This is a genomic window from Paractinoplanes aksuensis (assembly GCF_024137025.1).
GTDB classification, from domain to species: domain Bacteria; phylum Actinomycetota; class Actinomycetes; order Mycobacteriales; family Micromonosporaceae; genus Actinoplanes; species Actinoplanes aksuensis.
Genome location: NZ_JAMYJR010000013.1, coordinates 336,975 through 359,877 on the forward strand (window position 1 = coordinate 336,975; position 22,903 = coordinate 359,877).

A 22,903-nucleotide genomic window follows, 5' to 3' on the forward strand; every position below is an offset into this window, starting at 1 on the left:
GGTCTGATCCACGGTGGAGTTCGGACCTTCCGGCGGATGACCGGACGCCGATCAGCGTCGATAGGCTCGCGGTTGACTGCGCCGGCTCGTCATGGGGGCGAAGCACGGAGCGACGGCGACCTGGCTAGGAGAGACCGCAGGTGGATTTCTGGGACCTGACCAAGCTGGTTTTCCGACGGTGGTACGTGGCGTTGCCGCTGCTGGTGGCCACCGGCTTGTTCGCGGTCGACACGGCCAAGACCGTCCAGCCGGACTACAAGGCCACGGCTTACGTGCAGCTCATCCCGCCGCCCGAGGCGTCCATCACCGAGAACATCAAGGCGCTGCGCAATCCCTGGCTCGACCTGGGCCTCGGCTCGCTGGCCACCGCCTCGACGTACGCCACGGTCGACAAGAAGTTCCTCAACGAGCTGAAGACCAAGGGCATGAGCGACAACGTGGTGATCGAGGCCGGCTATCCCGAGCCGATCGCGACCATCGAGGTCATCGGCACCAGCCAGCAGATGGCCACCACCACGGCCGACGCGGTGGTCGCCAAATTCACCAGCATCGTCCGCTCGCTGCAGGACGACTACGCGGTGAAGACACCGGGACGTATTCTCACCCGGCGGCTCGACACGGGTAACAACCTAGAAGAGACCGGCGGCAAGGTGAAGCGGGCGCTGGTCGCCGTGCTCGGCGCCGGGGCCCTGGCCACCGGCGGTATCACCGTCGCGTTCGACGCCCTTATGCGCCGCCGCTCCCGTCGCAAGGCACTGCGCGAGGAGGGTGTCGCGCCCGAGACCACCTCGGCGCCCCCGCCGGCCAAGCCGGCGGCCGCCACCACCTCGCCCCAACCTCGCGAGGCCGACGCCGAGGCCGGTCTGCAGACCGTGCGGCTGCCGGTGAGCAACGGGGCCAAGACCAACGGGAGCGCCGAGGGAAAGCTGCCCGGTGACTCCACGGTGCGGCTGCCGTCCTCGGTCTACCCGAAGCCGAGCAAGGAGACGGGCAGCAAGCGTTGACCGCACCGCCTGCCGTCCACCCTGGTGACCTCGAGCCATCGCTGGTCAACGGCCACACCTACCTCACCCGGCGGCGGGTTCTCAAGCTCGACGCGGCCACACTGATCGGGCTGATGCTCGTCCTGCTGACCTTCATCCCGGCCCGGCTGATCATCCCGGGGACGACCGACGTCGGCCGCCCGGCCATCGTCATCTGCCTCGGGCTCTTCGTATGGTGGGTGCTGAGCCGGCTCAACCCGCACCTGGTGCTCACCGGCAACCAGCCCATCCGCTGGGTTCTGCTCATCTACTGGCTGTCGATCCTGGCTTCGTACGGCACGGGTTTCCTGCGCGGTCTGACCGGCATGGAGGCCAACTCGTCCGACCGCTGGCTGATCAGTGTGGCCGCGTTCAGCGGGGTGATCCTGGCCGCGGCCGACGGCATCAGCAACTGGGACAGGTTCCGCAGTGTGCTGAGCGCCTTCGTCTGGTGCGCCGCCTTCCTGGCTCTGGTCGGCCTGGTCGAAACGGCTCTGGCCCGCGACGTCACCCAGTTCCTGGTGCTGCCCGGTCTGGCCGAGAAGGGCCCGGCGCCTGAGTTGCAGGCACGCGGAGGCGGACTGCGGGTGGCCAGCAACACGACGCACTACATCGAGCTCAGCGCCGTCCTGGCCACGGCCCTGCCGTTCGCGATCCACCTCGCTCGGTTCGCGGTCTCGAAGGGGCAACGGCGTCGCTTCGCGATCGCCGCGCTGCTCATCGGCGCGGGCATCCCCGCCACCATTTCCCGTACGGGAATCGTGGCCGTGCTCATCATGGCCGTGTGCCTCATGCCGCTCTGGACCTGGCGGCTGCGCTACAACGGCATCATCACCTGCCTCGCCATGCTGGGGGTGCTGGCCGCGGTCAAACCCTCGTTCGCGGCCACGCTGCTCGACATGTTCACCAACTACAGCGACGACCCGAGCATCACCTCCCGCACCGAGCGCTACGAGCTGGTGGGTTACTACTTCTCGCAGACTCCGTGGTTCGGCCGGGGCACGGGCACCTGGGTGCCGCCTCAATACCAGTACCTGGACAATCAGTGGCTGGCCACCGCGCTCTGCAACGGCATCGTCGGCGTGGCCGCGCTCGCCCTGCTCTTCCTGACCGCGCTGGTTCTTGCCTACATCGCCCTGCGACGGGCCTCGACACCCGAGGACAAGCACGTGTGCGCGGCGCTGATCAGCACCCAGCTGATCGCCATGTTCGTCTCGGCCACGTTCGATTCGCTGTGGTTCGACACGTACGCCACGGTGGTCGCCCTGACGATCGGGTTGTGCGGAGCCGTCTGGCGGTTCACCCACCCGGCCCGGCACATCAGGACGTCGACGCCCGGGCACTGACGCCGAGCAGGCCGGCCAGCATGGCGGCCCGCCGCTCCCAGCTGTGCCCGGCCGCGAACTTCCGTCGCCGGACCGCCAGCTCGTCGCTGGGGGGCGTCGCGAGCGCGGCCGTCGTCGCGGCGGCGAAGGCGGCCGGCCCCGAGGCCTCGGTGATCAGGCTGGTGCCGAGCCATTCGTTGGCCGGCAGGGGAGTCGCCACGACGGATCGTCCGGCGGCCAGGTATTCCAGCGTTTTCAGCGGGAAACTGGCCCGGTTGAAGGCGGTGTCCGCGTACGGTAGAAGCCCGGTTCGCATCAGCCGCAGATAACCCGGAAGCTCGTCGAACGGCTTGGCCCCGACCCAGCGCACGTTAGGCCGCGCGCACAGGGCCTCGAACCGCTCGGTGCGGTAGCCCGGCACGGCCGGGCCGACCAGCAGCAGCGACGCCCCGGTGGCGGCCACCGCTTCCAGCAGCTCGAGGTCGATGCGGTGGTTGAGGTGGCCGACAAAACCGGCTACCGGTCCCGGCAGGTCCACGTCGGCCGGGGTGGGTGCCTGCTCGACCTCCGTGTACGCCTCGGGAAGGCAGCCGTTCGGGACCAACTCGGCCTGGTGGCCCTGCTCCCCGTAGCGGTCCCGCAGCCCCGGCGAGACCACGGCGACCGCGTCGGCGCCCCGCATCGTGCGAGCTTCGTCCCGCAGCAGCCGCTCGCGCGACTCGCCCAGCAGCTCGGCCCCGGCCGGCAGGTCGTCGGTCACGAAGAACAGACGCCGCCGGGCCGGCAGGACCCGCCACAGCGGCGTCACCCGGCACGACACGATGCCGGCGACTGTCCCCGTGCGGCCGTACAGCTTTCGGACGGCGGCACGGGTGCCCCGCTCGACGAGCGGCCGGGTGAGCCGCTGGACCACCGGCCGGTGCATGCCGGGCTGTACCCGGGTGACGGCCCGGGCCAGCCGCGGCCCCAGCACCTCGAGGCGGGGCCGTTCGGCCAGGGTGGCCGCGAAGGCCGGGTTGCGCAGCGCGGTCAGCACCGAGACCGGCGGCTCTACGTAGAGCACCGGCGTGTGCCGGCTGAGCGCCTCGGCCATGTGCCGGTCGGTGCCGGCGGGCCCGTACCAGGTGCTGTTCGCGAACCAGACGACCAGATCCTCCAGGTTGCCCTGAAGAGCGGGGACCGCCACGTGTCTCCTCACCTACGGATTGACCGGCTGGCCGGTGTCGGCCCAGGTGTTGCCGCGCCAGACGTTGCCCTTGCCCTGCGCGTCCCAGTACGACACCGGACCGTACTGCCCGCTCTTGGGATAGACCTCGCGGCTGAACACGTTGTTGATCACCTGGATGTTGTACGAGGTGCCGAGCTTGCCCGCCCCGGCGTACAGCGCGTATCCGCCCCCGGCCATCAGGTTGTTCTCGATCAGAGCGTCGTGCTGAACGCCGAAGTCCTGGAATAGGGCCAGGGCCGCGGTCTGGTCGAGCGTGTTGATGATGGTGTTGTTCCGGATCACCAGGCGTTTGCCCGACGGCGGACCGGAGTTCGACTGGATCATGTCGGTGTGGTCGCCGTCGAAGTAGATCGGGTCGTGCAGGTAGTTGCCCTCGATCAGGCCGTTGTTGGTCGAGATCGCGTCCGACATGATCGACATGTCGTTGCGCAGTATTCGGATGTCGCCGCCCTGGTTGAAGATGGCGTGCTGCAGCCGGTCCTTGCCGTTGCCTCGGATCTCGCTGTCCTGCACGGTCAGGCCCGAGGCGCCCTCGCGCTGGATGATGGCCCACTCGCCGGCCGTGATGAGCCGCGAGTTCTTGATGGTCACATTGTCGGCCTCGACGCTGATGTCGGCCCGCATGTCGACCCGGTCGATGACCGTGCCGGCCTTCTGGATCCGCAGAACCTTGCTGCTGGCCGCCTTGAGCTTCGTGCCGGGCCGGAGGCCGGTGTTGCTCGCGCTGGGGAAACCGTTGCGGGGCTTGGGCGCCGCCGCCTTGGTGGTGCTGCCCGGCTTGGGCGAGGCGTCAGGCGGGGCCGAGCTGGACGCGGGCGGGTCGCTCACGCTCGCGCTGGGCGGCGCGGAAGGCACTCCGCTGCCCGAGGGAGCTGGTAGCGGCCCGGCGGTGGCCGGAGTGCCGGTCGAGGAGGGCTGATCGGCCGCGGTGGCGACGCCGGGGCTGTCGCCGCCGGGAGTGACGAGGGCGATGACGACCAGAACCGCCACGACGAGAACGCCGGCGACGGCCACGAGGACGGCTGGTGACCGCAATGGCGTGCGCACAGAACCCCCTTCAGGGCCGGGACATCGGCACTCTATCGATGGTCACCGGTGCACTGCAGGCCCTTCCGGGCTGGTCCGCGCTCTCTTCGGTCAGCCGCAACCGGCCGGGCGTACGAGATGCACCGCCATTGTGGACGCTTGGGCGGGCGCGGTCCGGAAGGTTACGGTGCACCCGGCGAGGAAAGGAGCCGTGGATGCGTTCGCAGTCCATCAGGGAGCGGGTCGTCGACCGCAACGAGTCCTTCGGGGGCAAGCGCCGGGCCCGCCGGTGGGACTGGCTCGTCCGCGAATTCCCTGACATCGACCAGATGTCGGTCATCGACCTCGGCGGCGACGCCAACACCTGGATGCAGTCGCCCCTGCACCCCAAACACGTGCACGTGGTCAATATCGACACGCCGCCGGCCGAGGTGCCGGACTGGATCACGGCCGACACCGGTGACGCCTGCGCGTTGCCGGCCGAGTTCGACTCCCGCCGCTACGACCTGGTCTTTTCGAACTCGGTCATCGAGCACGTGGGTGGTCACGAGCGCCGGCTGCGGTTCGCCGAGTCGGTGCACCGGCTGGCCCCCGCGCACTGGGTGCAGACGCCCTACCGATACTTCCCGGTCGAGCCGCACTGGATCGCCCCCGGCATGCAATTCCTGCCGGTGCGGGCCCGGGCCGTGTTCGCCCGCCGCTGGCCGCTGGCCCACGTCCGCTCGGCCGACCTCCGCGAGGCGCTGACCGGCGTGCTCTGGACGGAACTGCTCGACCGCAGCCAGATGCGCTACTACTTCCCGGATTCGGCGGTCCTCGGTGAGCGCTTGGCCGGACTCACCAAGTCGCTCATCGCGGTGAAGAAGTCCTGACCACCGCCGGCGACCAGGCGTCCGGCACGAGCACGCGAGGGGGTCCGGCGCCGTCGGCCGGCGTGGCCCAGATGTCGCTGGTCGCCGCGCCGGTCGCACCGTCGCGGGGCAGCCCGTACAGCACGGTCTTGTCGTCCAGCCACTCGGCCTGGTCGTCGACACTGCGGGTCTCGGCCAGCTCGGTCTCGACTCCTGTGCGTAGGTCGTAGACGGCCAGTCGCCAGTGGCCCGGGGCCATGCCACCGTGCTTCTTGAATGCGATCCGGGTGCCGTCGGGGGACAGGGACGGACATTCGACATCTGTACGGATCGAATCGAGCCGTTTTTGGGCCAGGCTGCCGCGGACCAGCCAGGTCTTGCCGCCCGAGGCCGCCGTGGCGTAGAAGCGGTCGTCGTCGGCGAACGTGACGCCCCAAAAGTTGCGGTCGGCGGCGGTGATCCGCTTGCCGTCGACTAACAGCCGGAACGTCTCGAGGTCGCTGCTGCCCTTGTGGCCGATGCGGGTCACCACCGTACGGGTGGAGAACTGGCCCAGCGAGGCGTAGGAGTCGCCGTAGACGAAGGTGGTGGTGACGGCCAGGGCGCCGTCGCGCGACAGTCGCACGCGGCTCGGCAGGCCGGTCAGCGGCAGGTCGCCGGTCGCGGCCCAGTCCGGGCCGAGAACGTGCGCCTTGTATGTGTTGGTCAGCCCCCGCCGGGCCGAGAGGCAAACCGAGCGCCCGGCCACCGCGTACGCCCGCTCGCAGGATGCCTCGGTGAACGCCCGCGGGCCGTCCGGCGCAGTGAGCGGAGCGACCGCCAGCTTGCCGTAGCCGCTGCCCAGGGCGGTGCTGCGGAAGACGATGTGAGGTGCGGTCAGCGCGGCCGCGAGGTCGGTCACCGGCACGGCCGGCGCCGAGCCGGCTGCCGAGGCCTGGTCGCGCTGCACTCGCAGCACGTAGAAGCCGGCCGCGACCAGGGCCAGCACAACAACGCCGGCCAGGGCGGCCAGCCGGATCCGCAAGGTCACGCCGGAGCCTCCGAAGTGCGCATGAGCCGCCAGGCGAAGGGCAGGGCGACGGCGAGCAGCAGGCCGACCACCAGCAGCGCGTGGCCCCGCCCGAAGAGCACCCACAGGCTGCCGAAGGCCAGCGCCGAGACGAACCGGGAGAGCGCGACGACGGTCTGCGCGGCCGCGATGCCGCTGCCCCGCACCTCGTCGCTGACCAAACGGCTCACCAGCGCCGGGAGGACGCCGTCGGTCGCTGCGTAATAGGTGCCGAGCAGCAGCAGAACGAGAACCGTGGTCACGAGGCCGCCGAGTTGCCCGCCGGCCGCGAGGTAGGCCGCCAGCAGCGCGACGTGCCCGCCCACGAAGACCCGGGCCCGGCCGATCCGGTCGGCCAGCCGGCCCAGCGGCAGCGCGAAGATCAGATACGCCACGTTGGTGCCCACGTAGAGCAGCGGGAAGAAGCTGGCGGTGAGATCGTCCCGCTGCTGGACGGCCAGATAGAGGAAGCCGTCGCCGACGGTCAGCATGCCCAGCAGGCCGGTGGCGAGCAGCGGGCGGCGGAGCCGGGTGCCGCTGATCTCGCGGAATGCCTGCCGCAGCCCGGCCTTGGCCGTCGCCGCACGGGTGCGTACATCCGGCACGAAGAGTACGAGCACGGCGAAGCCGACCACCGCGAACGCGAAGGAGACGACGAACACGGAGTCGTAGCTGCCGGGTACGAGTGCGAGCACCGCGAAGGCGATCAGCGGGCCGAGCGCGGCGCCGATGGTGTCCAGGGTGCGGTGCACGCCGAACGAGCGCCCGAGCTGGGCCGGGTCGGACGACTCGGCGATGATCGCGTCGCGCGGGGCCGTCCGCAGGCCCTTGCCGAGCCGGTCGGCCGAGATCACCCCCGCTATGGCGGCGAAGCCGTGGGCCGGCAGGAGCGCGATGCGGCTGACGGCCGACACGCCGTACCCCACGAGGGCGATCCATTTGGGATGCCCGCCCCGGTCGGCGGCGTAGCCCCCGCCGATCCGTACGACTGCGCTGACACCCTGGTAGATGCCGTCGACTAAACCGTAGGCCAGATAGCCGAGCCCGACCGCGGTGGTCAGATAGAGCGGAAGGACCGCAGCCACCATCTCGGACGAGATGTCGGTGAACATGCTGACCACGCCGAGGAGAACTACGGTGGTCGCCACCCGGCCGGTGCGGCCCGCGGCGGCCGCCGGCCGATCGCGTACCGAGACGTACACCTATTGCCCTACCTCTCCTGCTGTCGCCGGTATTGCCCGCTCCACCTTGACTCACAAATGGGTACCCGCGGCAGTCGGCCGTCCGGCCGAGCCTCCACATCCGACGGTTCGGCCGATGTGGCCGTCCGGTGCGTCCTGCCGTTCGGTTGGCGACAGAGGGTGGCTTCCATCGACGCGTCTCGCAATACTGCGAGCGTGATCAGCGTGGTTGTCCCGGCCCACAACGAGGCGCCGGTGATCGGACGGTTGCTGCGGGGGCTCCTGGCCGGCGCCCGGCCCGGCGAGCTCCAGGTAGTGGTCGTGCCCAACGGATGCGCCGACGACACCGCGGCGGTGGCCAGGTCCTTCGAGGTCGAGGTCGTCCCGCTCGAGACGCCGGGGAAGTACGCCGCTCTGCGGGCCGGGGACGAGCGGGCCACCGGGTCCGAGGTGGTCTATCTGGACGCCGACGTCGAGATCGGCGCCGATGATGTCCGGCGGCTGGCGACCGCTCTGCGCGAGCCGGGCGTGCTCGCGGCCGCGCCGGAAAGAGTCGTCGCCACCAACCGTTCTTCGTGGCCCGTGCGCTGGTACTACGACGTCTGGCAGCAGCTCCCGGTGGTGCGGGACGGCTTGTTCGGTCGTGGGGTCATCGCGGTGTCGGCCGAGGCCCGGCCGCGGCTGCGGGCCGTGCCCGACGTGATGGGCGACGATCTGGCTGCCTCGATCGCGTTCACCTCCGACGAGCGGCGGGTGGTCTCGGGTGCCCGGGTTGTCGTGCACCCGCCGCGCACCCTGGCCGACCTGGTCCGGCGCCGGGTCCGCTCGGTCACTGCCACGACCCAGCTTCAGCAGGCCCAGCCGGGCGCGGTCGACTCGGCCCGCACGACCCGGGCCGATCTGCTCGGCGTCGTGCGGGCCCGCCCGTCGGCCGTACCCAAGCTCGTGGTGTTCCTGGCCGTCACTGTGTACTCGCGCCGGCGGGCCCGCCGGGCCGTGCGCAGCGGCGACTTCACGACGTGGCTGCGCGACGAGAGCAGCCGGGCCGCATGAGCTCCCGGGTCGCTGTCATCGTGGTGAGCTACAACAGCGCGGCCGTGCTGCCGGGGCTGCTGCACTCGCTCGAGGACGGTCTGCGCGGCCTCGACTGGCGACTGTATCTGGCTGACAACGCCTCAGCCGACGACAGCGTCGAGATCACCCGCAACCTGGTGCCGGCGTGCCACATCGAGCAGACCGGTCGCAACGCCGGTTACGCGGCGGCCTTCAACGCGGCCTTGAGCCAGGCCGAGCCGTACGACGCGGTGCTGCTGCTCAATCCGGACGTGCGGCTGAAACCCGGTTCGGTGGCCACCCTGATGGGCCGGTTGGGCGCGGGGGTCGGCATCGCCGTGCCCAGGATCCTCGGCGAGGACGGGCATGTCGCGTACTCGCTGCGTCGCGAGCCCACCGTTCGCCGCGCGTTCGGCGAGGCCGTGCTCGGTCAGCGGGCCGGCCGGTTCCCGGCGCTGGGCGAGACGGTCCTCGACCGCGAGTCGTACTTCCGGGACGGGCCGGCCGACTGGGCCACCGGCGCGGTCATGCTGATGTCGCGCGCCTGCCTCGACGCCTGTGGCCCGTGGGAGGAAAGGTTCTTCCTGTACTCGGAAGAGACCGAATTCGCCCTGCGAGCCCGGGATCGCGGCTTCGCGACCGAGTTGGTGGCCGAGTCCGAAGTCGTCCACATCGGTGGTGAGTCACGGGTTTCGCCCGCGTTGTGGAGTTTGCTCACCGTCAACCGGGTCCGGCTCTACCGCATGCGGCACTCCGCGCCGGCCACCGCGATGTTCTGGTCGGCCGTCTTCCTGCGGGAGGCCTCCCGGGCCGCGCTCGGACACCCGCGCAGCCGCCGGGCCGTGGCCGCGCTCGTCCGTCCGGCCCGGCTGCCGTTCCCGCCGCCGTAACCATTTGTCCACGTCGAAGGCATGTGCTCCGGCACATGCCTTTTTCTGTGCGGCCCGACATCACCGGAACGGGCGAAGAGCCGACCTGAACCGTTGATTCCACATTGACCGTTCTGAGTGGTTGATGGCCCGCTCGGGCGGAGTAATCGGGTGGGTCCGTGCGAATGGGTCGTAACGGCTTGTCAGCTAGTAGTCACACCTTCCGACGGGGCGAGCGTCCTCAGTAGCCTCACGTTCGGCTCCGCAGAACCGTTGGCGGGCAAGCCTTTCCGGCCCGCCGGCCGCTCGCACCTCCGGAAGGACGACATGACGTCAGCACCCGCGAGATACGTCCACCTCGACGGCGAGACGGCCGAGCTGACAAATCGGCTCATCGCGCTCGCCACCCGCGGACTACCTGCCATGTATCGCGCCGAAAGCGACGAGTTTGCCTTCACTCGCGTATTCACGCCCGGAAATGCCGGGTTCAGCGCGCATCTGTCCGGGAAGAGCCTGAGATATGCCGCGATCGTGGCCCTCGGGGTGGGTTGGCTGCCCTCGGCCGAGCAGCCCGCGTTGCTCGGCGGGCACGACCTCGACTCGTTCGTCGCGCGGCTGGTCGAGCAACAATCCACCAGCACCAACCTGGGCGACATCGCGCTCGTGGTCTGGGCCGCCGCTCAGACGAGCCACCGGTTGCTGCCCGACGCCTTGCTCCGGTTGAGCGAGTTCGACCGCCGTACCGCTCCCGAGTACGTCGTGGAGGCGGCCTGGGTGGTCTCCGCCCTCGCCACCGCCCGCGGTCAGGCCGACGTCGAGGAGCACCTGGCCCAGGCCCGGAAGCGGTTGCTGGACAGCGTTCGGCCCGGCAGCCCGGTCTTCCCGCACGTGACCGGGCCCGGCCTCGTGAAGCCCTACCGCGAGCACGTGGCCTGTTTCGCCGATCAGGTCTACCCGATCCAGGCCCTGGCCCGTTTGCACCACTCAGGGGCTGACAAAGAGGCGCTGGACGCCGCCCGCACCACCGCCGAGCAGATCTGCCGCCTGCAGGGACCGGACGGGCAGTGGTGGTGGTTCTACGACGCCCGCACCGGTGACGTCGTCGAGGGCTATCCGGTCTACACCGTGCACCAGCACGCGATGGGGCCGATGGCGCTGCTCGACCTCGCCGAGGCCGGCGGCGGCGACTACGCCGAGCCGATCCGCAAGGGCCTGCGCTGGCTGCTCGGCCCGGCCGAACTGGGCCCGGGCGGCGAACCGATGCTGCTCGACGAGCCGGGCCTGACCGTGCGCAAGGTCTTCCGGGGCGACCCACGCAAGATCGTCCGCGCCGCGCACACGCTCACCACCAAGGTCCGGCCGGGGCTGAAGCTGCCGCTGGTCGACCGCGTCTACAAGCCGGCTGACCTGGATCGCGAGTGCCGGCCGTACGAGTTCGGCTGGCTCTATTTCGCGTGGCTGGCGTCCCTCAACGCGCCCGCGAAGCAGGCAACGGCCGAGAGCGCGGGGCGGTGACCGGCATGACGACGAGCACCGAGCTGCGGCGGGACCTGTTCGGCGTACCGCTGGATGCTTTGACTTTGGAAGAGACCGTGCAGCGCTGCCTCGACTCGGTCGCCACCGGCGAACTGCTCGAGGTGGGCGTGGTCAACGCGGCCAAGATCGTGAAGATGCGGGGCGACGAGGCCCTGCGCGACGCGGTCACCGGCTGCGGCCTGATCGTGGCCGACGGGCAGTCGGTGGTGTGGGCCAGCCGCGTGCTGGGCCGGCCGCTGCCCGAGCGGGTGGCCGGCATCGACCTGTTCCAGCGCCTGCTCTACATGGCTGAGCTGCGCGGCCACTCGGTCTACTTCCTCGGGGCCAAGCCCGAGGTGCTCGAGACCATGGTCGAGCGGATCCGGCGCCAGCACACGAAACTGGCCATCGCCGGCTACCGCGACGGCTACTACCCGGCCGAGGAATCCGCGGCGGTCGCCGACGCCATCAAGGGCAGCGGCGCCGATCTGCTGTTCCTGGGCATGACCTCGCCCAAGAAAGAGGTCTTCGTGGCCACCCACGGCGCCCGCACCGGGGCCAAGGTCGTGCACGGCGTGGGCGGCTCCTTCGACGTGCTGGCGGGCGTCGTCAAGCGGGCGCCGGTGGCCTGGCAGCGGATGGGCTGCGAGTGGCTCTACCGCGCCCTGCAAGAGCCTCGCCGCCTCGGCCGGCGCTATCTCACCACCAACGTCGCCTTCGTCGGGCTGGTCGCCCGCGAGTACATGCGCAAGGGGAACTGACATGCGAGTCGTCATCGCCGGCCAGGGCTACGTGGGGCTGCCGCTGGCCGTCCGCGCGGCTGAGGTCGGTCACGAGGTGATCGGGTACGACGTCGACACCGCCCGGATCGGGCGGCTGGTCGCGGGGGAGTCGTACGTCGAGGACATCCCGGCCGAGCGGCTGCGCGCGGTGCTGGCCGGCGGCCACTACCGCCCCAGCATCGACGCGGCCGACTGCGCCGGGTTCGACATCGCCGTCATCACGGTGCCGACGCCGCTGCGGGACGGGGCGCCCGATCTTTCGTACGTCGAAGCCTGTGCCGAGATGCTCGGCGGCCACTTGCGCCCGGGCACGCTCGTGGTGCTCGAATCCACCACCTATCCCGGCACCACCGAAGAGGTCGTGGGCCCGATCCTCGAGAAGGCCTCGGGTCTGACCGCCGGGATCGACTTCGCGCTCGGCTTCAGCCCCGAGCGCATCGACCCCGGCAACCCGTCGTGGGGCCTGGTCAACACCCCGAAGGTCGTCTCCGGCATCGACGAGACGTCGCTCAAGCGGGTCAAGGAGTTCTACGACACGGTCGTCGAGACCACCGTGACCGTCTCGTCGACCCGCGAGGCCGAGCTGGCCAAGCTCATCGAGAACACCTTCCGCCATGTCAACATCGCGCTGGTCAACGAGATCGCGATGATCTCGCACGACCTCGGCATCGACGTGTGGCAGGCGATCGACGCGGCCAGCACCAAGCCGTTCGGGTTCATGCGGTTCACCCCTGGCCCCGGCGTGGGCGGGCACTGCCTGCCGATCGACCCGTCCTACCTGTCGTGGCGGGTGCAGCGCGCGCTCGGGCAGAGTTTCCGCTTCGTCGACCTGGCCAACGACATCAACAACCACATGCCGGATTACGTCGTACGCCGCCTGATCGACGTTCTCAACCGGCGGCAGCGCTCGGTCTCGGGCAGCCGGATCCTGTTGCTCGGCCTGGCCTACAAGAAGAACACCGGTGATGCGAGGGAGTCTCCCGCCGTACGCGTGGTGCAGTTGTTGCGTCAGATGGGGGCCGAGGTACGGGTGGCCGACCCGCACGTGGTCGAGGCCGTGCACGGCGCCGACGACCTGACGATGGTCGCGGCCGACGCCGACGAGCTGCGGGCGGCCGACGCCGTGGTGCTGCTGGCCGACCACGACGAGTTCGACTACGACCTGATCGGCCGCGAGGCCCGGTGCGTGCTCGACACCCGCCGCCGGCTGTCCGGCGACAAGGTCGAGGTGATCTGAGCGTGCCCCGGATCATCTGCGTGGCCGGCGCCCGGCCCAACTTCATGAAGGTCAAGCCGGTCATGGACGCGCTCGAGGCCCGTGGGGCCGAAGTGGTGCTGGTGCACACCGGTCAGCACTACGACGCCGCGATGAACGACGTGTTCTTCGCCGATCTCGGCCTGCGCCCTCCCGACCGCCACCTGGGCACCGGCTCGGGCACCCACGCCGAGCAGACGGCCCGGGTCATGACCGCGTTCGAGCCGCTGGTCGACGAGCTGCGGCCGGACGCGGTCGTGGTGGTCGGCGACGTCACCTCGACGCTGGCCTGCGCACTGGTCGGAGCTAGGGCCGGGGTGCTGGTGGCCCACGTCGAGGCCGGCCTGCGCAGCCGCGACTGGAGCATGCCGGAAGAGGTCAACCGGCTGGTCACCGACCGGCTCAGCGACCTGCTGTTCGCGCCCTCGCCCGACGGCGTCGACAACCTGCGGGCCGAGGGCTACCACGACGACCAGATCCACCTGGCCGGCAACGTCATGATCGACACGCTGCACGCCAACCTCGACCGGGCCCTGTCCTCGGACGCGCTGCACCGGCACGGGGTCACGGCCGGCGGGTACGCCCTGGCCACGCTGCACCGGCCGGCCAACGTCGACGACGCCGCCGTGCTCGACGGGCTGCTGCGGGCGTTCGGCGAGGTGGCCCGGGAGCTCCCGGTGGTGCTGCCCGTGCACCCGCGCACGGCGGCCCGGCTCGAGTCGGCCGGCGTACCCGAGGGGCTGCGGCTGTTGCCCCCGGCCGGGTATCTCGACTTCATCGCGCTGCAGGCCACGGCCCGGCTGGTGCTGACCGACTCGGGCGGCATCCAGGAGGAGACGACCGCGCTCGGCGTGCCCTGCCTGACCACGCGGGACTCGACCGAGCGGCCCATCACCGTCACCGAGGGCACCAACGTGGTCGTCGGCCGCGACCCGGCCCGCATCGTCGCCGAGGCCCGGCGGGTGCTGGCCGATCCGCCGGCCAAGCGGGCGCCCGCGCTGTGGGACGGGCATGCGGGCGACCGCATCGCCGAGGTCCTGCTCGCGCATCTGGCGTCGCCGGTCCGGCTCCGTCCGACCGACGTCCGGGACGCGGCGGTCGGTTCGGCGGTCTGACCGGTACGCGAACCGGCCCGGTCCCGTTCCGCGGGGCCGGGCCGGAGTCGTCAACCGGAGCGCAACCGAAGGGCATCGGTCCGGCCACCAAGTCGGCTGCTTCAGCGCCGAACTAGAACGGTGAGAGCCCCGGTAGACACCGGGACCGCTTACCGGAAGGCAATCGATGCGTTCTTCGATCACCAAGCGTCTGGCCCTGATCGCGATGATCCCCGCCACCCTGCTCGTCGTGATCGCGTTCGCGTCGTCCGCCCAGGCCGCCGTCACCGCCACGGCCAAGATGCAGAGCGACATCGTGACGCTGACCAACAAGCAGCGCGCCGCCCACGGGTGCAAGGCTGTCGTCGTGAGCCCGGCCCTGACCCGCGCCGCCACCGGTCACAGCGGTTACCAGGCCCGCACCAAGAAGATGAGCCACGTCGGCGCCAACAAGTCGACCTTCATCACCCGCTCGAAGGCGGCCGGCTACAACCGCCCGCTGAGCGAGAACGTGGCCTACGGCTTCAGCAGCGCCTCGGCTCTGGTCAACGCGTGGATGGCCAGCCCGGGTCACCGCGCCAACATCCTCAACTGCAAGGCGATCGCAGTCGGCATCGGCATCGCCAAGGCGTCCAACGGCACCCCGTACTACACCCAGAACTTCGGCTACTGACGTAGCAAAGGGCCTCACCCGTCACGGGTGAGGCCCCTTTTTTCTCAGTACGCCCCGGAGCTTCGCGCGACCGCGCTGACCGTGCGGGCCAGGATGGCCAGGTCCATGGAGAGCGACCAGTTCTCGACGTACGTGAGGTCGAGCCGGATCGACTCCTCCCACGACAGGTCGGAGCGCCCCGATACCTGCCACAGCCCCGTCAGTCCCGGCTTCACCACGAGCCTCCGCAGCATGTCGGACGGGTAGCCGGCCACCTCTTTGGCCAGCGGTGGCCGTGGGCCGACGAGCGACATGTCGCCCTTCAGCACGTTCACCAGCTGGGGTAGCTCGTCGAGTGAAAATCGCCGCAGCCACCGGCCGACCGGGGTGACCCGCGGGTCCTTGCGCATCTTGAACAGCTCGCCGTCGGTGTCGTTGAGGTTGCGCAGCTCGATGAGCCGGGCCTCGGCGTTGACCACCATCGTGCGGAACTTGTACAGGGTGAACAGGCGCCCGTCCTTGCCCACGCGTTCCTGCCGGAACACGGCCGGGCCGCGGCCGCCGGGGCCGAACATGACCAGGCCGGCCACGACGGCCAGCACCGGGAAACTGAGTGTCAGCAACACGAACGCGCCGACCCGGTCGAAGGCGGCCTTGACGAGCCGGGCGCTGCCCTTGAGCCGCGGGTGCTCGACGTGCAGCATCGGCAGGCCGTCGACGGGCCGGATCGTGGTGCGGTCGCCCGCCACGTCGACCAGCGTGCTGGCCACGATGAGGTCGATGTCGTCCCGCTCGAGCTGCCAGGCCAGCCGGCGCAGGGCGGGACCGTCGATCTCGGGACAGGACAACACGACCACGGTGTCGGCCTCGGCCCGGGCCACCGCGGTGGCTATGCCGTCGAACGCCCCGAAGATGGGCGGCAGGCCGAGCGTGAAACCGTCCCGGTGGCGGCCGGGCGGCAGGCAGGCGCCGATGACGTCGAGACCGTGGTGACGCTCGCGGCTGAGCCGCCGGGTCATGTCGGCCACGGCCCGCTCGTGCCCGACCAGGATGACCCGGTGCAGCTGCCGGCCCCGGGCCCAGCGGCGGTGCAGCAGCTGGCGGTAGACGTAGCGGACGGCGAGGCTCACGACCACGGCCAGCGGGATCGCGATGACGATGTAGCCGCGGGCCAAACGCAGGTTGAATGTGAACGAGACAATCGCCAGGCCGGCCGTCAGGGCCAATCCGGAACGGAATACCCGGGCGTACTCGTCGGTGCCCACGAACAGGTGGCGGGGTTCGTAAGCGCGGTTGAGGGTCAGGCAGGTCAGCCAGGCCAAGGGAATTATGAACGTCAATAACAAATAGTCACGGGCGAACGGGTCGCGGTTGGGTGCCCCGAACCGCAGGAGCAGCGCCGAGCCGGCGGCCGCGAGCCCGACCAGGAAGTCGAGCAGGTGCAGCGTGAGCACGTACCGGCTCTGCCACCCGGAGCGGGCCCGCCCCGGGGTCGGAAGCTTGGTGAGCTGGGGTTTTCGATCCCTGAGGTCAAGGGTCGACATCGTATCGACTGTCCGCACTCGGTGCCTCCGTCATCGACAACCGCCACGCTGTGGCCCGGACGGGGGCCGGCTGGCGGGCCGTGCTCCCAGGTCACGCGGTAACGCGCCGGACACACAAGAGAAAGACTGCTGAATGGTCGCCCGATCGCGCTACGCCTTTCCGTGCGAGACCTTTGCCGGTTCGGATGAGCGGCACTCAGAAACGGTGTCCAAAGTGGTCACAACGGACCTCCGGCCATTTCGGCATGCATCGCCGCGCACCCCCACAGAATTGCGGTCGACATATCAAGACGGAGCCGGTCGGTCAATGTCCTGATCCCGACGCAGGCCGGCCACGAAGTCCCGGCATTCGTCGTAGCGCGGGAGGAGCCCCCGGGCGCGTGCCTCGGTCAGCGACGGCGCGGCGCTGTCCTTCGTGGACAACGATGGCGCCGCCGTGGGCCAGACGATGCCGAGCTCGGGGTCGAGCGGGTGGATCCCGTGCTCGTGGCCGGGCCGATAGGTGGCCGAGCACAGGTAGGCCACCGTCGCCCCGTCGCTCAGCGAGCAGAAGGCGTGGCCCAGCCCCTCGGCCAGATAGACGGCCCGCCGGTCGCGGTCGTCGAGCAGCACCGACTCCCAGGCGCCGAACGTGGGCGAGCCGATCCGCAGATCCACCACCACGTCGAGGACGGCGCCGGTCACACACGTGACGTACTTGGCCTGTCCCGGCGGCACGTCGGCGAAGTGGACGCCGCGGACGACGTCCCGGGCCGACGTGGACAGGTTGGCCTGCCTCAGATCCAGGGAGTGGCCGACCGCGGCGGCCAGCGCGTCGAAGCGGTACCACTCGAGGAAGACGCCGCGATCGTCGCCGTGCTGGGCCGGCGTCACCTCGTACGCGCCCTCGATGCTCAACGGTCGGATCTTCACCGCAGGCCGCCTTCCAGGAGCCGGATCAGGTATTCGCCGTAGCCGCTCTTGAGCAGCGGGCGGGCCAGCACGCGCACCTCGTCGTCGGAGATGAGACCCAGGCGCCAGGCCGCTTCCTCGACGCAGCCGATCTTCAGGCCCTGCCGTTCCTCGATGACCCGGACGTACTCGGACGCCTGCACCATCGACTGGAACGTGCCGGTGTCGAGCCACACCGTGCCCCGCTCGAGCACTGTCACGTCGAGCCGGCCCTGCCGCCGGTACTCCTCGTTGACCGCGGTGATCTCGAGCTCGCCCCGGGCGCTGGGCTCCAGCTTGTCGGCGATCGCGACCACGTCGGCGTCGTAGAAGTACAACCCCGGAACCACGTACGTGCTCTTGGGTTCCGCCGGTTTCTCCTCGATCGAGACGACCCGGCCGCCGGCGTCGAACTCGACCACGCCGTACCGCTCGGGGTCGGCCACCGGATAGGCGAAGATCCGCCCGCCGGTCGGCTCGCGGAAGCGGGCCAGCTGCCGGCCCAGCCCGACGCCGTGGAAGATGTTGTCGCCCAGGATCAGCGCCACCGGCTCGTCACCGATGAAGTCGGCCCCGATCCGGAAGGCCTGCGCGATGCCGTCGGGTTCCGGCTGTTCGGCGTACGACAGGGACAGTCCGAGGCTGCTGCCGTCGCCCAGCAGGCGCCGGAACTGGGGCTGGTCCTCGGGTGTGGTGATGACCAGGATCTCGCGGATCCCGGCCGACACCAGGGTGGTCAGCGGGTAGTAGACCATCGGTTTGTCGAAGATGGGCATCAGTTGCTTCGAGGTCGCGATGGTAAGGGGCCAGAGTCGCGAGCCGGTTCCCCCGGCGAGCAGAATTCCGCGCACCAGCGAAGGTTACGCAGAGCTGCCACTCTGTCTACACTCGCCAGCCGTGCACATCTTCGTGACCGGTGGAGCCGGCTTCATCGGATCGGCCTATGTCCATGCCCTCCTTCAGGACGATAGTGCCGGGGCCACCGTTACTGTCCTCGACGCACTGTCCTATTCGGGCAATCGTGACAACCTCCCGCAGACCCATCCACGGCTGCGGTTCGTCCGGGGCGATATCACCGACGACCACCTGTTGCGCGAGCTTCTGCCCGGCCACGACGCGATTGTCCACTTCGCGGCCGAATCGCATGTGGATCGGTCGATTGCTGGGGCGATGCCGTTCGTACGCACAAATGTGTTGGGCACCCAGGTTTTGCTCGATGCGGCCCGGGCTGCGGGGACTGGTCGCTTCGTGCACGTCTCGACCGACGAGGTGTACGGGTCGATCGACGAGGGCTCGTGGACCGAGAAGTGGCCGCTGGAGCCGAATTCGCCCTACGCCGCCTCGAAAGCGGGCTCCGACCTGCTGGCCCTGGCCGCCCACCGCACCCACGGCCTCGACGTCGTGGTCACCCGGTGCTCCAACAACTACGGCCCCCGGCAGTTCCCGGAAAAAGTGATCCCGCTGTTCGTCACAAATCTGATGGACGGCCGGCAGGTTCCGCTCTATGGCGACGGCGCGAACGTGCGGGACTGGTTGCACGTCTCCGACCACTGCCGCGGCATCCAGCTCGCGCTCGAGAAGGGCCGGGCCGGCGAGGTCTACAACATCGGCGGCGGCACCGAGCTGAGCAACCGCGAACTGACCGGCCGCCTGCTCGAAGCGTGCGGCGCGGACTGGGACATGGTGCGCCCGGTGGCCGACCGCAAGGGCCACGACCGGCGCTACTCGCTCGACATCACCAAAATCTCCGAAGAGCTGGGGTACGCCCCGCAGATCGGACTGAACGACGGGCTGGCCGCCACGGTCGCCTGGTACCGCGACAACCGGTCGTGGTGGGAGCCCCTGAAGGCGCGGGAGACCGCCTGATGCGCTGGCTCATCACCGGGGCCGGCGGCATGCTCGGTCAGGACCTGCAGGCCGCCCTGGCCGAGGCGGGCGAGACCGACGTGCTCGCGCCCAGCCACGCCGTCCTCGACATCACCGATCCGGTGGCCGTGCAGGCCGCGGCCGACGGCGGCCGCTTCGTGCTCAACGCGGCCGCGTGGACCGACGTCGACGGGGCCGAGGCCGACGAGAAGGCGGCCACCGCGGTCAACGGCGACGCCGTACGCCATCTGGCCGCCGCGGCCGGCCGCCGTCTCATCCACCTCTCCACCGACTACGTCTTCGACGGCCGGGCCACCACGCCGTACGCCGAGGACGCCCCACCGGCCCCGATCAACGCGTACGGTCGCAGCAAGGCCGCCGGGGAGGGCCATGTGCTCGCCGCGGGCGGCTACGTGGTCCGCACGGCCTGGCTCTACGGCGCCCACGGCCCCAACTTCGTCCGCACGATGCTGCGCCTGGCCGCCGACCGCGACACGGTCGACGTGGTCGACGACCAGACCGGCCCACCGACGTGGTCGTGGGCGCTGGCCCGGCAGGTGGTGGCGCTGGCACGCTCGGGCGCGGCGCCCGGCGTCTACCACGGCACCGCGGCCGGCTCGACCACCTGGTTCGGGCTGGCCCAGGCCGTGTTCGCCGAGGCCGGCCTCAACCCGGCCCGGGTCCGGCCGACGACCAGCGACCGCTTCCCCCGCCCGGCCCGGCGTCCGGCTTACAGTGTTTTGTCCCATCAGCGGTGGGCTTCGTCCGGTGTCGCCCCGCTGCCCGACTGGCGTCCGATGCTGACCGAGGCGATGCCCGCCCTGCTCACCACCTGACCGGCGATCCCGGCCCACCGGGTTTCGGTCGTTCGGACGGCGCCGCTCGTCAGCCGGGTGTTTCCCGGGGCCGTTCGGCGCATCCGGGTCGAGGCCGGCCCTTCTACGATCGAGTTTTGCGATCGGCGAGGGCGGAGGGCGGACAGTCGTGGCGGAGTCATCGCAGGCTGCCCTGCTCACGTCGGGGTCGGTGGAGTGGGCCGCCGCCGAGCACGAGCCGGTCGCGGGTGCGCGGGCGGTGGCCGGCGGGCAGGCCGGGGAGGTCCGCGTCGAGGTGGACGGCCTGCACCGCTCGTACGTGATCCGGCTGAGCGACGGGACCCGATTCTTCGTGCCGGGCCGGCCCGGCGCCACCCTGAACGCCGAGGCCGAACTGGCCCGTCAGGCCGGGGCGCCCGACCGCGTGCTGGTGCGGCACCCCTGGCGGGCCGCCTCGACCCGGCTCGAATTCAGCACGCCGGTGCGTGGCACCGAGGTGGCGCGCAAAGTCCGCAAACTGGCCCCGATCGTGCTGGCCGACCCGACCGGCGAGCCGATGGTGACCGGCCTGTCCGAGGCCGGCCTGCAGCCCGACGACACCCCGGTCGTCGCCGATCCGGAACTTCTGGCCGCGCTGGTCGCTCTCGACCGGCCGCTCGACACCGTGGCCCTGGCCGACTGCCTCGAGATCGAGGAGACGTGGCAGTCGCCGCACGGCAGCACCTCGCGTACTTATCAGGTCGCGCCCGGGCGGCCGCTCGACCAGCCCGAGGGCCGGGCCCCGTTCGCGCCCGACGCGCCGCTGGCGATCACGCTGCCCAGCGGCGAGACGCTGCATCGCGAGGTCTCGGTCGACAGCCTCGGCCACTTCTTCGACATCAGCCGGGCCACCGGTTGCCCGGCCTGCGGTCACGTGTACGGGCCGTGCTGCCGCGAGGTGGCCCGCTTGTTCGCCTGCGAGGCGTGCGACCGCCCGGCCTGCGGCACCTGCCGCGACGGGGTGGAGGGGCCCGACACCAGCTGCGACCGGTGCGGGGACAAGTCGTGCGGGGCCTGCTCGCGGGTGCTCGCCGTGGAGCCGTGCCGGATCTGCGCGCGCGACGTCTGCCGCACCTGTCGCGACGACACGCTCTGCCTGACCTGTGCTGCGCTGGCTCCCGGCTCGGCCGGCGACCTGCCCGAGGAGTTGGGCGCCCACGGGCTGACCGTGCTGACCGCGACCGACGACGGCGGCACGGTGGTGACACTGGCCGGGGCGCATCGCCGGGAGGTCGTACTGCTGAACGGCTCGGAGATCGTGCGCTGGACCACCGCGGCCGACGACCCGCTGTTGTCGTTGCGGATCGCCGCGGCGCGCCTGGCCGGCGCCGGTGACGTGGACGTTCACGCCTTGCCCGAGCAACCCAGTGCGCCCGCGCCGCCGGACTGGCTCATCCTTTCCCGTACGAACGACACAGCGCTGCACTGGGCCGTCATGACCGGTGCGACCCGGGCGGCCGGCACCTTCGACCCGCCGCCGGCCGCCGATGGAGCTACCCCGGACGAGACGTTGCTGGGCGCGCTGGCCGCCGTGCTCCCGGGTGGCCCGGTGCCGATCGCGGGCGGCCCGGGCCCCTCAGCGCCGGGCGGCCCGTCGGGGGCCCGGCTCGTGGCCTGCCGCATGCGGACGGAAGACCTGGTGGCGGTGGACGCACGGGGTCTCGTACACCGGACTGCTTCGGGCCCGGCGACCGAGGAGACGGTGGTGGCCTGGGCGGCGCCCGAAGCGTCCGTGTGGTGGGCCGAGGCCGACTGGAACCCCCAGCCCGAGGTGGTCTCGCAGGCCCGGCTCGGCGAGTGGGAGGCGGTGCTGGCCCGCGTCGGCGCCCACGCGCTGCTGGGCGTCCGCCGCGACGCCGCCGATCCGGTCTGGCATCGGATCACGGGGGAGCCCGACGACCTGACCCGCGCGCTGGTCGGCGCCGCCCTGGTCGCCCCCGGCGTGATCGCCTCGGTCACCGCCCTGACCACGGCCGACGACTTCACCGGCATCACGATCGCCGGCGCGACGAGGCAGCACCGCCGCCTCTGGTACGCCGGCGTGGTCGCACCGCCGGCCGACGAAGCGGTGCCGCCCGCCCGCGCGCAGGCCGCGGTGGCCCCCGGCGAGCCCGGCGCTGCTCCCGAGGCGCCGACCGACCTGCCGCCCGCGCTGATCGCCGAGCTGACCCGGCTCGTCACCGCCGACCCGCCGCGCACGGCCCGGGTCGCGATCGGTCTCGAGGTCGAGGAGGTCTGGTCCCGCCCCGACGGCATCCAACTGCAGCTCACGTACGAGGTGAAACCGGGCGAGACCCAGGGCCACGTGCCCGACGCGGCCGGCGGCGACCCGCTGACCGAGGCCTACTTGTGCCGCAGCCACCACTTGGCGGCGAGCGTGCGAACCTGCGCTACTTGCCTGACCGACACCTGCCGAGCGTGCCCGGACGGCGCCACCCCGTGCAGCCTGTGCGGCGGCCCGGTTTGCGGCAACTGCCGGGCCACCCCCGACGGCCGCTGCCGAGCCTGCGCGAGCGTGGCCAAAATCAGCGCCCTCTCCCGCTCCCGCTACGGCGCCTCCCGCGGCGACGCGGTCTGGCACGGCGAGGCCCCCAACATCCAGGTGACGATCCGCCGCCTCCACCACGAGTGGACCCTGGAACGCCAGGACCACGAGGGCACCGTGACGTTCCCCCTGACCGAACCCGCCCTGACCCATGTCCGCACCCTGCTGCCCTGAGCAGGCCCCCCCCGGGCCGAACCGGGCCCACGCACGTTCCGGCCGATATCCGTAGGTCGCACGAGGAGCCCAACTTCTTGGAGCATGAA

The 22,903-nt window shown here is 70.9% G+C and carries 20 protein-coding genes; 13 read left to right on the forward strand and 7 right to left on the reverse strand.

Annotation, left to right across the window (positions count from 1 at the left end):
- Nucleotides 1-140: 140 nt before the first annotated feature.
- Nucleotides 141-1,004 (forward strand): YveK family protein, encoded by an 864-nt coding sequence (locus M1L60_RS14260; protein WP_253237877.1) that lies wholly within the window; start codon nt 141-143, stop codon nt 1,002-1,004.
- On the forward strand, nt 1,001-2,368 hold the full coding sequence (locus M1L60_RS14265) for an O-antigen ligase family protein (protein ID WP_253237878.1): 1,368 nt from the start codon (nt 1,001-1,003) through the stop codon (nt 2,366-2,368). Before M1L60_RS14260 ends, M1L60_RS14265 begins: the two co-directional genes overlap by 4 nt.
- Here the strand turns inward: M1L60_RS14265 and M1L60_RS47820 are convergent.
- Together M1L60_RS47820 and M1L60_RS14275 are read right to left on the reverse strand one after the other, a co-directional pair.
- Nucleotides 2,343-3,545, reverse strand: coding sequence for a glycosyltransferase (locus tag M1L60_RS47820; RefSeq protein ID WP_253237879.1), 1,203 nt, complete (start codon nt 3,543-3,545; stop codon nt 2,343-2,345). The genes M1L60_RS14265 and M1L60_RS47820 overlap by 26 nt on opposite strands.
- A complete protein-coding gene (locus M1L60_RS14275) occupies nt 3,546-4,622 on the reverse strand; it encodes a right-handed parallel beta-helix repeat-containing protein (RefSeq protein ID WP_253237880.1) in 1,077 nt (358 codons plus the stop codon).
- Nucleotides 4,623-4,816: 194 nt separating this feature from the next.
- Here M1L60_RS14275 and M1L60_RS14280 point away from each other — a divergent pair, with 194 nt between their 5' ends.
- On the forward strand, nt 4,817-5,473 hold the full coding sequence (locus tag M1L60_RS14280) for a class I SAM-dependent methyltransferase (protein ID WP_253237881.1): 657 nt from the start codon (nt 4,817-4,819) through the stop codon (nt 5,471-5,473).
- On the opposite strand, the gene M1L60_RS14285 is transcribed toward M1L60_RS14280, so the two are convergent.
- Nucleotides 5,451-6,482 carry a TolB family protein gene (locus M1L60_RS14285; RefSeq protein WP_253237882.1) on the reverse strand — a complete coding sequence of 344 codons (1,032 nt, stop codon included), beginning with the start codon at nt 6,480-6,482 and terminating at the stop codon, nt 5,451-5,453. The genes M1L60_RS14280 and M1L60_RS14285 overlap by 23 nt on opposite strands.
- Nucleotides 6,479-7,702: an MFS transporter gene (locus M1L60_RS14290; RefSeq protein ID WP_253237883.1), complete on the reverse strand. Its 1,224-nt coding sequence runs from the start codon at nt 7,700-7,702 to the stop codon at nt 6,479-6,481. Before M1L60_RS14290 ends, M1L60_RS14285 begins: the two co-directional genes overlap by 4 nt.
- Before the next feature lie 195 nt (nt 7,703-7,897).
- On the opposite strand from M1L60_RS14290, the gene M1L60_RS14295 reads away from it, so the two are divergent.
- From M1L60_RS14295 to M1L60_RS14325, 7 genes are all read left to right on the forward strand, one after another.
- Entirely contained in the window at nt 7,898-8,734 is an 837-nt protein-coding gene (locus M1L60_RS14295) for a glycosyltransferase family 2 protein (RefSeq protein WP_253237884.1), read from the forward strand.
- Entirely contained in the window at nt 8,731-9,624 is an 894-nt protein-coding gene (locus M1L60_RS14300) for a glycosyltransferase (protein WP_253237885.1), read from the forward strand. Before M1L60_RS14295 ends, M1L60_RS14300 begins: the two co-directional genes overlap by 4 nt.
- Nucleotides 9,625-9,930: 306 nt before the next feature.
- On the forward strand, nt 9,931-11,118 hold the full coding sequence (locus M1L60_RS14305) for a pectate lyase (RefSeq protein WP_253237886.1): 1,188 nt from the start codon (nt 9,931-9,933) through the stop codon (nt 11,116-11,118).
- Nucleotides 11,119-11,123: 5 nt separating this feature from the next.
- On the forward strand, nt 11,124-11,879 hold the full coding sequence (locus M1L60_RS14310) for a WecB/TagA/CpsF family glycosyltransferase (RefSeq protein WP_253237887.1): 756 nt from the start codon (nt 11,124-11,126) through the stop codon (nt 11,877-11,879).
- 1 nt (nt 11,880) lies between these two features.
- Entirely contained in the window at nt 11,881-13,137 is a 1,257-nt protein-coding gene (locus tag M1L60_RS14315) for a nucleotide sugar dehydrogenase (protein WP_253237888.1), read from the forward strand.
- Nucleotides 13,138-13,139: 2 nt separating this feature from the next.
- Entirely contained in the window at nt 13,140-14,270 is a 1,131-nt protein-coding gene (gene wecB, locus M1L60_RS14320; protein WP_253237889.1) for a non-hydrolyzing UDP-N-acetylglucosamine 2-epimerase, read from the forward strand.
- Nucleotides 14,271-14,436: 166 nt separating this feature from the next.
- A complete protein-coding gene (locus tag M1L60_RS14325) occupies nt 14,437-14,922 on the forward strand; it encodes a CAP domain-containing protein (RefSeq protein ID WP_253237890.1) in 486 nt (161 codons plus the stop codon).
- A 44-nt stretch (nt 14,923-14,966) separates the two neighbouring features.
- Here M1L60_RS14325 and M1L60_RS14330 read toward each other — a convergent pair whose 3' ends face one another.
- The 3 genes from M1L60_RS14330 to rfbA form a co-directional block, all read right to left on the reverse strand.
- Complete coding sequence (locus M1L60_RS14330; protein ID WP_253237891.1) at nt 14,967-16,445, reverse strand: sugar transferase; 1,479 nt, start codon at nt 16,443-16,445, stop codon at nt 14,967-14,969.
- A gap of 285 nt (nt 16,446-16,730) precedes the next feature.
- Nucleotides 16,731-17,357, reverse strand: a complete 627-nt coding sequence (locus M1L60_RS14335; RefSeq protein WP_253237892.1) for a dTDP-4-dehydrorhamnose 3,5-epimerase family protein — start codon at nt 17,355-17,357, stop codon at nt 16,731-16,733.
- Nucleotides 17,354-18,226: a glucose-1-phosphate thymidylyltransferase RfbA gene (gene rfbA, locus M1L60_RS14340; RefSeq protein WP_253237893.1), complete on the reverse strand. Its 873-nt coding sequence runs from the start codon at nt 18,224-18,226 to the stop codon at nt 17,354-17,356. The genes M1L60_RS14335 and rfbA overlap by 4 nt, the downstream gene beginning before the upstream one ends.
- A gap of 46 nt (nt 18,227-18,272) precedes the next feature.
- Between rfbA and rfbB the strand changes: the two genes are divergently transcribed.
- The 3 genes from rfbB (at nt 18,273) to M1L60_RS14355 (ending at nt 22,814) form a co-directional block, all read left to right on the forward strand.
- Complete coding sequence (gene rfbB, locus M1L60_RS14345; RefSeq protein ID WP_253237894.1) at nt 18,273-19,241, forward strand: dTDP-glucose 4,6-dehydratase; 969 nt, start codon at nt 18,273-18,275, stop codon at nt 19,239-19,241.
- The gene (gene rfbD, locus M1L60_RS14350; protein ID WP_253237895.1) at nt 19,241-20,077 is read left to right on the forward strand and encodes a dTDP-4-dehydrorhamnose reductase; all 837 of its coding nucleotides are present in this window, start codon (nt 19,241-19,243) and stop codon (nt 20,075-20,077) included. Before rfbB ends, rfbD begins: the two co-directional genes overlap by 1 nt.
- Before the next feature lie 148 nt (nt 20,078-20,225).
- The gene (locus M1L60_RS14355) at nt 20,226-22,814 is read left to right on the forward strand and encodes a hypothetical protein (RefSeq protein ID WP_253237896.1); all 2,589 of its coding nucleotides are present in this window, start codon (nt 20,226-20,228) and stop codon (nt 22,812-22,814) included.
- Nucleotides 22,815-22,903: the final 89 nt, after the last annotated feature.